General features: G+C 46.7%; 9 protein-coding genes. 1 reads left to right on the top strand and 8 read right to left on the bottom strand.

What is annotated here, in order from left to right; genetic code table 11:
- Positions 1–91 precede the first annotated feature (91 nt).
- Positions 92–1,537, bottom strand: coding sequence for an aminotransferase-like domain-containing protein (locus H8K32_RS00315; protein WP_186910476.1), 1,446 nt, complete (start codon positions 1,535–1,537; stop codon positions 92–94).
- Positions 1,538–1,625: 88 nt separating this feature from the next.
- On the opposite strand from H8K32_RS00315, the gene H8K32_RS00310 reads away from it, so the two are divergent.
- On the top strand, positions 1,626–2,888 hold the full coding sequence (locus tag H8K32_RS00310) for a benzoate/H(+) symporter BenE family transporter (protein WP_186910475.1): 1,263 nt from the start codon (positions 1,626–1,628) through the stop codon (positions 2,886–2,888).
- A gap of 64 nt (positions 2,889–2,952) precedes the next feature.
- Here the strand turns inward: H8K32_RS00310 and H8K32_RS00305 are convergent, their stop codons facing one another.
- The 7 genes from H8K32_RS00305 to hlyD form a co-directional block, all read right to left on the bottom strand.
- Positions 2,953–4,758 (bottom strand): methyl-accepting chemotaxis protein, encoded by a 1,806-nt coding sequence (locus tag H8K32_RS00305; RefSeq protein WP_186910474.1) that lies wholly within the window; start codon positions 4,756–4,758, stop codon positions 2,953–2,955.
- A 597-nt stretch (positions 4,759–5,355) separates the two neighbouring features.
- Complete coding sequence (locus H8K32_RS00300; protein ID WP_186910473.1) at positions 5,356–6,168, bottom strand: substrate-binding periplasmic protein; 813 nt, start codon at positions 6,166–6,168, stop codon at positions 5,356–5,358.
- A gap of 330 nt (positions 6,169–6,498) precedes the next feature.
- On the bottom strand, positions 6,499–7,911 hold the full coding sequence (locus H8K32_RS00295; RefSeq protein WP_186910472.1) for an efflux transporter outer membrane subunit: 1,413 nt from the start codon (positions 7,909–7,911) through the stop codon (positions 6,499–6,501).
- Positions 7,912–7,960: 49 nt separating this feature from the next.
- A complete protein-coding gene (locus H8K32_RS00290; protein WP_186910471.1) occupies positions 7,961–9,055 on the bottom strand; it encodes an ABC transporter permease in 1,095 nt (364 codons plus the stop codon).
- Between the two features lie 3 nt (positions 9,056–9,058).
- On the bottom strand, positions 9,059–10,201 hold the full coding sequence (locus H8K32_RS00285; protein WP_246447047.1) for an ABC transporter permease: 1,143 nt from the start codon (positions 10,199–10,201) through the stop codon (positions 9,059–9,061).
- Positions 10,198–11,970 (bottom strand): ATP-binding cassette domain-containing protein, encoded by a 1,773-nt coding sequence (locus H8K32_RS00280; RefSeq protein ID WP_186910470.1) that lies wholly within the window; start codon positions 11,968–11,970, stop codon positions 10,198–10,200. Before H8K32_RS00280 ends, H8K32_RS00285 begins: the two co-directional genes overlap by 4 nt.
- Positions 11,967–12,944, bottom strand: coding sequence for a secretion protein HlyD (gene hlyD, locus H8K32_RS00275; RefSeq protein ID WP_186910469.1), 978 nt, complete (start codon positions 12,942–12,944; stop codon positions 11,967–11,969). Before hlyD ends, H8K32_RS00280 begins: the two co-directional genes overlap by 4 nt.
- Between the last annotated feature and the right edge of the window lie 4 nt (positions 12,945–12,948).

Here is a 12,948-nt window from a genome sequence, read left to right as displayed (position 1 = left end):
AAAGTACCAGCCTCATGCTTTTGATTGAAGAGTGGCGGCAATTTTAGAGCAAATTGAAAATTAATTCTGAGCACCAATAAAATGCAGCTTGTTAAGCCAGTTCGCGGACTAATTCCCCCAGTAATTTCATACCGGACTCCATATCGCTCCCCCATGGTTGAGCGATATTCAAGCGCAAGTAATGTGAGAATTTTTCTGAGTTCGAAAATAATGAACCCGGCGTAAATGACAAACCCATCGCAACGGCACGTCGCAACAATACCAATGCATCAATCTGTTGCGGCAAAGCGATCCAAACCCACCACCCTCCGGCACTACTCACTAGTCGTGTGCCGAGGGGGAAATAGGTTTGCAAAGCCACGGTCGCGGCTGGAATATTCGCCGCCAAACGTTCTCGTAATTTTCTTAAGTGCGCATGCAACGCACCAGTTTGCATGAATTCTGCCAGCACTGCCTGTTCAAACAAGGGCGTTACCAAGGAATGACTTAGCTTTAAAGACGCGATCTTTGCATGATGACGACCACCTGCAACCCAACCAACTTTAAAACCTGGTGCCATACTCTTGCTACATGAGCCACAATAAATCACCCGACCATGCTTATCCCATGCTTTCATAGGTCGTGGGCGCTCATAGTGTGGCGACAAATCAGCAAAAACATCGTCTTCAATGACGGCTAGATCATATTGTTCAGCCAGTCGCAACAAATGCTTTTTATTTTTATCTGGCATGGTACAACCCAGGGGATTCTGAAAATTCGGCATGACGACGATCGCTTTAAGACCGGTTTGGTGCTCCAGCACATACTCAAGTGCCTCCATACTCATGCCCTGATCTTCAATACAAGGCACAGCAATCGCTTTCATACCGAGATTTTCTATCACTTGCAACAAACCAAAATAGACCGGTGACTCAACCACAATCGCGTCTCCCGCTTGCGCGACTGCGCGCAAAGCTACACTGAGCGCCTCGGTACTACCATTAGTGATTAGCAATTCCGATGTTTGCACATCAAGACTAAAGGTCGCAAGCCAATGGACCAACTGCTCTTTCAATGCAGCTAAGCCAGTTCCTGTCGGATATTCGCCCAACATCTCCGGACATTGCCTGAGTATCGTTTGTGCGATTTTTGACATTTCTTTGGTTGGGTACCATTCTGGTGCAGCACTGGCGAGATGCAAACGCAACTCCAGAGGCTGATCAGTCAATGAGTACAGTTCCGTCATTCGGTGCTGCAAAGAGCGCAGCTTATCGAATTCTATTACCCGCATTTCAGACGGTATTTTTTGGGCAGACTTTTCACCCAAAATGCTCGAATGCCTTACTGTCCAATCCGCGACATACATGCCGGACTTCGCCCGTGCCTCAATCATGCCAAGGCTTTCAAGATAGCGATAGCAACGAAGTACGGTAGAAACACTGACGTGATGCTGATTAGCGAATGTACGTACCGATGGCAGACGCTCACCAATTTGATATTGATGCGTGCGAATAAGCTGATTTAACTGTTCCGCAATTTGTCGATAACTGTGCTGCATAACAGATCCAATATATAGCAATCTGTATAGCATAAAGCAGACACAGACTGTACGCAAATGCTGTCTGAACGGACTCTATACTAAGTGCATGAAAACACCTATCTCCCCCCTCTCATCTGATCTTGGCAAGACCAACCAGCCATTCTCCGATTTGGCCACGGATTATTTTCCGGCCATTCTCGCGGGACTGATTGCTGTCTTAATTTCTTACGCAGGCCCCATGCTGTTGATGGTGCAAGCGGCACAAGCAGCACACTTAAGTAAAGATCTCAGTAGTTCGTGGTTATGGGCAGTATCGATTGGATCTGGTATCTGTAGCATAGGATTAAGTTACCGCTACAAAACTCCTGTTATTTGCGCGTGGAATACGCCAGGTGCCGCACTATTAGTTACTGGACTGATGACTGTCCCCTACAATCAAGCTATCGGCGCATACCTTGTTGCGGCAGCGATCACCTTTCTTATTGGCGCGACGGGAGCTTTCAATAGATTAATGTCAGCAATACCGAAGAGCCTGTGTGCCGCCATGCTAGCCGGTATTTTATTCAGATTTGGCGTGGAGGTATTTGCTAATACGCATAGCGAAAGCAAAGGAGCACCCTGGCTGACAGCAATCATGTTCTTTGCCTACCTCGCATACAAACGTCAATCTGCACGTTACGCGGTCGTGTTAACGCTCATGACAGGTGTCGTAGTCTGGGGAATAGTTGACTGGGACAATCAAGCAGCTAAGCTCACAACTGAATCCGTCTGGCACTTCGCTCTCACAAAACCAATCTGGAGCACCCCTGAATTCTCTGTCAAAGCGATCATTAGCCTGGCCATACCTTTAGCTGTTTTGTGTTTGACGGGTCAACAGGTTCCAGGTATTGCCGTTTTGCGAGCAGCTGGTTTCGACAAAGTGCCCGTCAGCAAGTTAATCAGTGTTACCGGTTTTACCAGTTTGATATTCGCGCCTTTTGGTGCGCATGGCATCAATCTGGCGGCAATTACTGCAGCCATCTGCACTGGATCAGAGGCACATCAAAAGAGAGAAAAGCGTTGGATAGCAGGCGTCGCTTGTGGCATCTTTTATGTATTGATCGGGTGTTTTGCTGGCTCACTTAAGGATTTATTTTTACTGTTACCGCATGCACTGGTCAGCACCGTGGCCGGGCTCGCTTTGTTGGGTGCAATACAGAATGGCTTAGTCAACGCCATGGCAGAGCCAGAAGAAAGGGAAGCTGCACTGATCACGTTTATCGTGACCGCATCCAATTTGACGCTACTGGGACTAGGCGCTGCTTGCTGGGGAATTTTATTAGGTATCGCCAGCCACCTAGTACTGAGAAAATCAAGTAGTAAAAACTGAGTATAGACAAAAAAAATCCCCTTGATGAACAGATCATCATGGGGATTTTTGATAAATATTGAAATTAGTCGAGTTTAAATACCGCAACCGTACTTGCCAGATTCATTGCTTGTTGTTGCAAGCTTTGCGCGGCGGCAGCCGCTTGTTCAACCAATGCGGCATTTTGTTGCGTCATATCATCCATGTCAGAAATCGCACCATTAACCTCGCCGATCCCTGAACTTTGTTCTTCACTAGCGGCAGCAATTTCAGAAATAATATCCGCGACACGTTTGATCGCAGCGACGATTTCTTCCATATTTTTACCTGCGTCATCGACCAAGGTACTACCAATATCCACTTTGGCTACTGAGTCTCCAATCAACTCTTTAATTTCTTTCGCAGCACCAGCAGAACGTTGTGCCAGATTACGCACTTCGGAAGCCACTACCGCAAAACCACGTCCCTGTTCGCCAGCTCTGGCCGCTTCCACCGCTGCGTTCAAAGCCAGAATATTGGTCTGGAACGCAATACCATCAATCACGCCAATAATATCAACGACTTTACGTGAACTGTCCTTAATCGATCCCATCGTTTCTACTACGCGGGCAACAACTTCACCACCAGAAACGGCAACAGAAGACGCCGCCAATGCCATTTGATTTGCCTGTCGAGCATTCTCCGCATTTTGCTTCACAGTGGAAGTCAACTCTTCCATGGTGCTGGAGGTTTCCTCAAGTGAGCCTGCTTGCATTTCAGTACGTGAGGACAAATCGGCGTTACCAGCAGCAATTTCACCTGATGCCCCTTTAACCGACTCACTGGCATGGCGAATTTCAAATAATACCTTGGCGATTTTATCGACAAAACGATTAAATGCACCGGAGATCTGCGCCAGCTCATCCGTTCCATCCGCATCCAGACGACGTGTGAGATCACCGTCACCTGACGCGATATCAATCATGGCATCACGAACAGCTTCCATGCGTTTTAATGACTGCGTAATCAAGAAGGTTAGGAGCAATACGGCAGCAATCGACAGCACGATAGCTGTGATTGCCGATGAAACCAATAAAGCACCTAACACCTGCGTTGCTTCTGCCTTATCTAAGACAATAACAAGCAGCCAATCAGTACCATCGACCGGTATTGTATAGAGTAAGCCGTCGCGCCCATTCAGATGCGTTGCTTTACCGCCACCAGATTTGATATTTTCCTGCAAGTTATCCAGAGTCAGGCTCGCGTCCAAATCCTTCAGTGGCTTTAAGATCAAATCCTTATTTGGATGAGCAATAATATTTTCTTTACTTTTATCAACCAGAAACGCAAAGCTTTCTGGTGTTGGTTTAATTGCGTTTACGTTGGCAATCACAGAGTCAAGCAACACATCTGAAGCGACCACAGCAGTGGTTTGTCCCGTTACGCCGATAGCTTCAGCAAATGTCACAAGAAGTTTTCCGGTACTAGCACTTGCGTATGGTGCTGTCAAAACAGGGCCTGATATCTGTGACGCTTTTTTGTACCAAGGCCGGGCAGTCGGATCATAATCAGCGGCACGCTTGCGCTCTTCAGAAAACACAAAATGTTTGTCGGCATAGCCAATATAAGAGAGGTCAAAACCACCAGCCATTTGTGCCGCCTTCACTGCTGGCAAAGGATCTGGTGACTCTACCGCAAGCTTCAAAGAGGAAACCACAGTCTTTTGAGATTTTGCCCAATCAGCAATACTCGTGGCGCTCTTTTGCGAGAGTTGAGACATTTGCGCATTGATCGATTCGAGAATACGCGATTTGGTTGTGAAGAAATTCGTAAAAACAACTGCAACCATACCCAGTATCATCGTTGAAACACAGATAGCGATGAGTTTTTGACGCAATGACAACGAAGTCATACCTACTCCCTAAAATGAAAAACAATCCGTCAATTTTTGTATAAATGTTCTACACAAAAAATTGAAATGAATTTTTTAATAATGGTATTTTTTAGCGCACAATGAAACGAATAAGCGACCAGCCAATTAGCTTCCTAACAAAAGCAAGGTGGAACAATTCTTTCAAGGAGCAAGGGCTCGTTAAACTTTAATTTAAAACACGTATGACATTGTCATGCATTTGCTAAAGTTGTATTGCACAGTATGCAGCATCGGCCTACCTAAGAAAAATAGACTGCGTCTCAATCAAGTTAGCCTCAACTTCCAGCTATTGCAACTTTTTCACGAGGTCATTGATAAGGTTTAACGAATGCCATGCAACTTAATTAATTTGAAGACTTATTACACACATGAGAATGCATGAATTGAAATGCTTGTCACGCGAGAAATCCAGTTAGCGAAAGCATATCACGCGGAGAAAAACACTTTCCCTGCATTAACAATTATTCACGTTGTGAGTAATCAAAATCTGGAAAAATTTTATCCAAATATAAATTTTAATCTGCAATCTACGAATCAAAAATAATTCATTAAATAGCTCGTTAATTACTTACTATTTCACAAACGATCTACAGGACCTAACCTTTGCACGTCCATTGGAGGCATCTCATCAGGAAACCATTTTTGATAAATTTTTTGAAAGCTGCCGTCTTTTTTGGCAGCACGCAAGGCGCTTTCCCATGCGTTTAAAATCTCAGGAGAAGTATTCAGTGAGAATGCCAGATAGAGCTCAAGGCTATCAAGTACAGCGACCTTTTCTATTTCACCACTCGTATGACCGATTCCCTTGAGTATTTGATTGATCGCGACACTACTTTCAACCAACATATCAAAACGACCAGCTAGCAACATATTTGCTTCAATTTGCGGTGAATTCGCCTGCTCTATATGTTGAAATCCTTTTTTTCTGGCGACATCAACAAAGATACTGCTGCGATACGCGCCAACCGGTAAAGCATAAATACCATCACGTAGGGAGCGCAGGCGTTCTGCGCTTCCCTTTCTGGTATAGAGCACGGTATCCGAAATCGCAATCGGTCCTAATAAGCGCATTAATTTTTCGCGTTCTGGTGTGCGACCAACGCTAAACAACATGACATTAGGTTCTTCCAATACAGCTTTATAACCCCGAGCCCAAGGCACTAGATGAATTTCTTGGTTTACGCCGATGCGAGACTGCAATGCGCGCACAAGATCAACAGCCATACCATCGATTGCATTGACAGTTTTAAAATTAATCGGAGGCCAATCTTCTGTATAAATCGTCAAGTCTTGCGCGGTCGAAAAGGCAGTCAGGCAAAGAAGTACTAAAAAAGCAAAACCATTGCTCACGCTCTTAAAGCGAGAAATACGTGTGCAGTATCGTCTCATGTTCGTCCATTTCTGGCAGGCAAATCAAGTCACTACCATCCGACCAAATAGACAGACAGTTAAAAGTGATTTACGTGCAGTGGCTATTTTTCGTAGCTTCCCCAAGAAAGACAGCGACTTTCGGATCAATTCGAATTCAGTAAGGGTTTGAATAAGTCATCAACCTGAAACTCAATTTAGATCAAATCCGGACACTGTCTACCATGTCCAGAATAAATTAACATTTTTTTGCCGAGAGGTAACAAGATTTAGCTTTAAAGTCACAGCTTTACTTCATTTTCTGCCAAAAAGCGTTGCTTTAGCACACCGCAAAAAAACGAACAACAAAGTTCACTGATTCCAACCACCACCAACGGCTTTATAAAGTGCAATCAATCCACTCAGGCTTTGCATTTGTGTCTGTACAATTTGATCTTGTTCAACTGCAATTATCTTCTGCGTTTCCAGCACATTGAATTGACTGACTTCTCCAAGCGCTAATTGCCGCTGCGTTTTCACCAGCGTCTGCTGTTGCTGATCAAGTGCGGTTAATAACTGACGCCGACTTTCCTCATTACGACTCACCCGCGACAAGGCAATCTCTACGTCCCCAATAGCATTTAAAATTGACTTTTTATAATTATCCGACGCCACATCAAAAGCAGCCTGATTCGATTTGACCTGATTTTGTAAACGCCTTCCATTAAAAATCGGTAGTGAAAATTGCGGCCCAATACTCCAGGTGCGGCTGGCGGCGTCCAACAAGCTTGATGACTGTATTGATGCCCAACCTGCATTACCGACCAGCGAGAACCGCGGATATAAGTCGCTAACGGCGACGCCGACGTCAGCACTAGCAGCAGCTAAATCGCGCTCTATGGCACGTATATCCGGACGACGCAGTAACAAATCCGCCGGAATACCAATCGCCGGCGTTTGCGGTACAGACATTAATGCTTTTGGGGTACCTAATCGTTGCTCCAGGTCTTCCACTGGCCATGTCGTTAAGTTACTGAGCGCAACAATATTTTGTCGCATCATTTGCTGCAAAGTTGGCAGGGTCGCCAGATAGTTATCGCGCAAGGCTTGCGACTTTAGTACGTCTAACTGACTCGCTTCGCCATGCCTCTGAGCAAATTGCGTCAAACGCAATGACTCTTCATAGTTATGCAAATTCGAGGTCGCAATATGAAACCGCTGCTGCGCTGCCCGCAACTCAATGTAATTGCGCCCCACCTCAGCCATTAAGACGATACGCACATCTTGCAGACGTTCTGCTGTAGCCTGCACTTTGGCTAGTCCACTTTCCGATATTCTTTGCTGATGTCCCCATAAATCAATTTCCCAAGACGCATCAAAGCCAATCTGACGATTAGTAAATTCTAGCAAGGGATGCTTTAATGGCACATTGGCAAACTGTTCGCTATTCTGACTGAGTTTATCTTTTGAAACACGTCCAGCAGCTTCCAAAGTCGGACCGGTAGCAGCATCCTGTATGCCTTGCAAAGCGCGAGCCTGACGCAATCTCGCCTCCGCGGCTGCGATGTCAGGATTGTTTGCCAACGCATGCTCAACTAATGCATTCAAATCAGCGTCGCCAAAACTTTTCCACCAAGTGCTCAGTTCTTGCGTTCCATTACTGGTCATACTGAAGCTCGAGGGTAAATGATTTTCTGGCGAAGAATAATTTGGCCCTACGGCGTTACAAGCTGCCATCAACCAAGAAACACCAATGATACTGAGGGCGGTCACATTTTTTTTCATGATTTTCTCATCTATAAACAAATTCGGCAGGCGAGGTCAATGCATCTCATCAAGCAATATGCCGACGGAATAAATACAATGCAGAAGTCAGGCTGGTCAATGCAATCACCAACAAAGGCCAGATATAAGCCCACGCACCAGCAAAACCTAAACCTTTTAGAAAAACCCCCTTCAAAATCAAAATAAAGTAGGTCAATGGATTCATATGCGCTATCCATTGCAAGACCACAGGCATATTTTCAATCGGTGCAACATAACCCGACAACATCACGGCCGGCGTCATAAAACAAAACACACCTAAAAACGCTTGCTGTTGGGTCGATGAAATGGATGAAATAAATAAACCGACACCAGCCAGAGCAAGACCATAGCCAACCATCCCGGCCAGCAGCAAACACAAGGACCCAGTGAAGGGAACACCGTAAATCCAATGAGCGACCGAAGCAATAAAACTGCCTTGGACGCACGCTACCATTACACCGGGAATCGCTTTACCTGCCATAATGTAAGCAGGCGTCAGTGGAGAGACGAGCAGTTGATCAAAGGTACCTTCTTCGCGTTCTCGCGCGACCGATAAAGCAGTAACAATCAAACACCCAATGGTGGTAATAATCGCCACCAGACTGGGCAAGACATGCCACTTGTATTCAAGATTCGGGTTATATAAATTTCTGATCTGTATGTTGGCGGCTGGTTTTACACCGACTTCAACACCATAATCATTGATGACTTGCAACGCATAAGCGCTAGCAATCTGACCGCTATTCGAACGACGACCATCAACAATCATCTGCACTTTAGCGGGTCGATTGGTAGTCAGATCACGCGACAAATTCATTGGCACAACCACTGCAAGCAAAGCGCTTTGCGTATCTATCGTATGATTCAATTCGTCCTGACTATGCACCATGATGATGTGAGTAAATGCAGCCGCGTGCGATAAGCGCTCTATCAGTTCACGCCCTGCCACGCCATCGTCCTGATTGTAAATCGCCAGGCTGGCATTTTTTACTTCCAAGGTAGCAGCAAACGGAAAAATCGCCGTCTGCAAAATCACTGGCACCATCAACATCATGCGCCCTTGCTTGCTACCCAATATCGCCTGCAATTCTTTGCGAATTAACCTGATAAGTCGGTAGATCATGAATTAATCCAATGTTCGTTTAGTTTTCAAGGCAGTCAAACCCAACCACAGCACGCCGAGCGCGCTCAGATAAAGGGCGTTCAGATACAAGGCAGATGTCACTAAATCGGTCTGAAATAAAGTCTGTAAAGAATTCGCAAAATAGCGTGCTGGAATAATCCGCGTCAGCCACTGCAAATAGTGAGGCATGCTGGATATCTCAAACACAAATCCGGACAACATCATGGCCGGTAAGAATGCGACGGTTAAAGCCGCCTGTGCTGCATTAAACTGCACACGTAATACCGTCGAAAGATATAGTCCCTGCCCTAATGCACATGCCAGAAATAAACTAGAAATCCCTAATAACGCCAGCAGTGAACCACGAAACGGCACAGCCATTACCAGCACCGCTACCATCAAACACAAAGTCATTGCTGCCATCCCCAACACGTAATAGGGCAGAATTTTTGACAACAGCAGTTCAAGTTTGGTCACTGGTGTGGCAAGCAAGGCTTCCATCGTGCCACGCTCCCATTCGCGCGCCACCACCAATGAGGTCAGTAAAGCACCAATAATTGTCATGACGACCGCTATCGAACCGGGCACTAAAAAGTTTCTACTTACGTTCGATGGATTAAACCAGGTTCGCGTTTCTACATTAATCGTCGGCCCCGATTGGATAGAGCGATTTTGTCCCATCGCCGTTTGCCAGCGTGCCCATGCACCATTCACATACGCAGAAACAAATTGCGCCGTATTTGGTTCGGAGCCATCCGCCAACACTTGAATTGCGGCCGCGCCTTGCCCTTGTTGCACCTTGGCGGAAAAATCGCTTTTAATAATCACCATGCCGCGAATTTCGCCACGCACCAATGCTGCCATCAATGCCTGACGGCTATTTCCGCTACGGACATTAAACGCGTTACCGGCACGCAGCGTTTGCTCAAACTGCAAAGCAGCTGATCCGGTATCTTCTACCAGCAAACCAATGCGCAAATAGTTGGCATCAAGGTTAATCCCGTAACCAAATACAAACAGCAAAATTAACGGCATGACAAATGCAATCAAAATACTGCTCGGGTCACGCACGATCTGATAGGTTTCTTTGCGACATAAGGCAAACAAACGCCGGATAGATAAAGTGGGCATTTTCGAATGGCTCATTGATCGGCCTCCAGCACTAATTCGATAAACGCGTCTTCCATCGTCGGATTGGGTCGTTGCTCCGTCGCGACCTTGCGTTTCAAATCATCTGGCGTACCCAGCGCCAGCAGTTTGCCACGGTAAATCAAAGCGATACGATCACAATATTCGGCTTCATCCATAAAATGTGTCGTCACCATAATGGTCACACCTTTATCTGCCAAACCATTAATATGTGTCCAGAATTCGCGCCGTGTCACCGGATCAACACCAGAAGTAGGCTCATCGAGAAACAGCACCTGAGGTTCATGCATCACCGCACAGGCGAGCGCCAGCCTTTGTTTGAAACCAAGGGGTAGTTTTTCGGTTGGTGTATTCAGATAGGGTTGCAAAGCAAACGCATCAAGCATCTGCGCTATTTTTTTCTGCTGTGAATTTCCGCGTAAGCCATAAATACCAGAAAAAAATTCCAGATTTTGTTGCACCGACAATTGCGCATACAAAGAAAATTTTTGCGCCATATAACCAAGTAACTGACGCGCTTTGGATGGGCTATCTTTTAGATTATTGCCCATCACCAAAGCCTGACCAGATGTCGGCTTCAACAAGCCACATTCCATTTTAAAAGTCGTCGATTTGCCAGCACCGTTGGGCCCGAGTAGGCCAAAAATTTCACCACGTGCCACTTTAAAACTGACGTGATCGGTCGCCACAAAATCACCAAAGCGCTTAGTCAGATCGCGGGATTCAATCACAGGTATCGGGTTCTGATCATGAGACGAATTAAGCTTATTCAAATCAGGCATCAACGACGCTAACACCGATTCTCCACCCGGGCCACCACCTAAGGCACTGATAAACGCATCTTCTAATCGTGGTGCCACTTCTGATAGCGCGGCATCCAGGCCAGCATCAAGCAACTGCATATCAGGGCGCTTACTTACATCACGCAGAACCAAACGCACGTTTCGCCCTTGAATCACACCGTCCATCACTTCAGGTAAACGTAAGGCTCTACGCAAGACATCACGTCGGTGACCAGTAATGCCACTCACATGTAAACAGCGGCCACGCATCTGATCCATTAATGTTTGCGGCGCGCCGCTGGCTAAAATAGTGCCATTGTTCATTAAGCGCACGTCATCGCATAACTCGGCTTCATCCAGATACGCGGTACTCCAGAGGACGGTGATCCCGCCTTTTGCCAACTCGCGCACCATCTTCCACAGTTCACGCCGCGAGATCGGATCAACACCAACACCAGGCTCGTCGAGCAGCAATACTTGCGGCGTACCCAAGAGCGCGCATGCCAGACCAAGCTTTTGCTTCATGCCGCCAGACAATTTTCCAGCATAGCGATCAGTGAAACGAGTCAGATCCGTGAATGCCAATAATTTTGCAAAACTCTGCTCACGCTCCGCACCAGTCACATTACGCAAATCTGCATACAAAGTCAGGTTTTCGATGACACTCAAATCTTCGTACAGACCGAATTTTTGTGGCATATAGCCGACGTGCTCATGCAGCTCATCACTTTGTGTAAACGGATTGATGCCATTGATGCTGACAGTACCCGAAGTAGGTTGTAGCAAACCGGCAAGCAAACGCAAAAAAGTCGTTTTACCAGCACCATCAGGACCAACCAGACCAGTGATCGTTCCGCGCGAAATTGAAGTATGAATACTCGCGACTGCGTCAACATGCTGGCCTTCAAACCGCTTCACCAGATCGGTAATGACAATCGCGTCATCACCACCTGACAACGAAGAAGATGGTGTCACCGATGTCATTGAGCCAGCCCGATGGTAACTGGCATACCTTGCCGTAACTGAACATCCGCATCTTCAACGACAACCCGGATGCGATAAACGAGCGAAGTACGTAAATCCGTCGTTTCAACTGATTTTGGAGTAAATTCTGCAGTTGGAGAGACAAAACCAACGACACCGTGATAAGGCTTTCCCGGGCGAGTATCCGTGCTCAGCAGCACGTGTGCGCCAGCTGGATAGTGCCCCAATTGCGGCTCAGGCACATAGGCACGCACCCAGACCGGTTTCGTCAGCGACAAATTAAACGCAGGTGTTCCTGCCTGCACCATCGTGCCAACTTCAATCGCTCGCGTCAGGACAATGCCATCACTAGCAGCCAGCAGATTGGCATCGCGCACCGCCAATTCTGCCGTCGCCAGGTTGGCTCGCGCCTGAGCTAATTGTGCATCGGACTCTGCAATCTCTTCTTTTCTGTAACCACGTTGCAATTCCAACGCCTGTTGCTGTGCAACTTTTAATTGCGCGACCGCCTGATCGCGCGCTGACTTAGCGTCATCCAAAAAATGCTGCGTCGATGCTTGCTCTGCCACCAATGCACCTTGTCGGGAAAATTGCTTTTCAGCGTTGGTAAGAGCTGCTTCTGCGGCAGCTACCTTTGCTTTCGCCTGCTCGACATCTTCCTGACGATAACCTGAATGCATCATGCTATTGCGAGCGCTCAATGCCGCCAGATTCGCCGTAACACTGTGCAAGCTATTATTTAATGGCTCTACATCCAGTACGGCAAGTACATCACCTATTTTTACAATTGCGCCTTCGTCCACCCTGACCTCAGAAACCCGTCCGCCGGTACGAAACGCCAGGGTCGCCTCACGAATATCGACGTTGCCGTAGATGGTCGCATTAGCATCTGTTTTGCTTTTCGAAATAAATCCAACATACGCAACCGCCAATAAACCCAGCACCACCGCCAATACAATCAGTTTCTTGTTCATAGCT

It is taken from the genome of Cognatundibacterium jejuense (genome assembly GCF_014284255.1).
Classification (GTDB): Bacteria; Pseudomonadota; Gammaproteobacteria; order Burkholderiales; family Burkholderiaceae_D; genus Undibacterium; species Undibacterium jejuense.
Note: the sequence above shows the minus strand (reverse complement) of the source record. Positions and strands in the feature narration are given on the sequence as shown.

What these genes read in the sequence shown, in the direction of transcription:
- H8K32_RS00295 (WP_186910472.1), bottom strand. Translation starts at nt 7,911, where the DNA reads ATGAAAAAAAATGTGACCGCCCTCAGTATCATTGGTGTTTCTTGGTTG.
- H8K32_RS00315 (WP_186910476.1), bottom strand. Translation starts at nt 1,537, where the DNA reads ATGCAGCACAGTTATCGACAAATTGCGGAACAGTTAAATCAGCTTATT.
- H8K32_RS00285 (WP_246447047.1), bottom strand. Translation starts at nt 10,201, where the DNA reads ATGAGCCATTCGAAAATGCCCACTTTATCTATCCGGCGTTTGTTTGCC.
- H8K32_RS00310 (WP_186910475.1), top strand. Translation starts at nt 1,626, where the DNA reads ATGAAAACACCTATCTCCCCCCTCTCATCTGATCTTGGCAAGACCAAC.
- H8K32_RS00300 (WP_186910473.1), bottom strand. Translation starts at nt 6,168, where the DNA reads ATGAGACGATACTGCACACGTATTTCTCGCTTTAAGAGCGTGAGCAAT.
- H8K32_RS00280 (WP_186910470.1), bottom strand. Translation starts at nt 11,970, where the DNA reads ATGACATCGGTGACACCATCTTCTTCGTTGTCAGGTGGTGATGACGCG.
- hlyD (WP_186910469.1), bottom strand. Translation starts at nt 12,944, where the DNA reads ATGAACAAGAAACTGATTGTATTGGCGGTGGTGCTGGGTTTATTGGCG.
- H8K32_RS00290 (WP_186910471.1), bottom strand. Translation starts at nt 9,055, where the DNA reads ATGATCTACCGACTTATCAGGTTAATTCGCAAAGAATTGCAGGCGATA.
- H8K32_RS00305 (WP_186910474.1), bottom strand. Translation starts at nt 4,758, where the DNA reads ATGACTTCGTTGTCATTGCGTCAAAAACTCATCGCTATCTGTGTTTCA.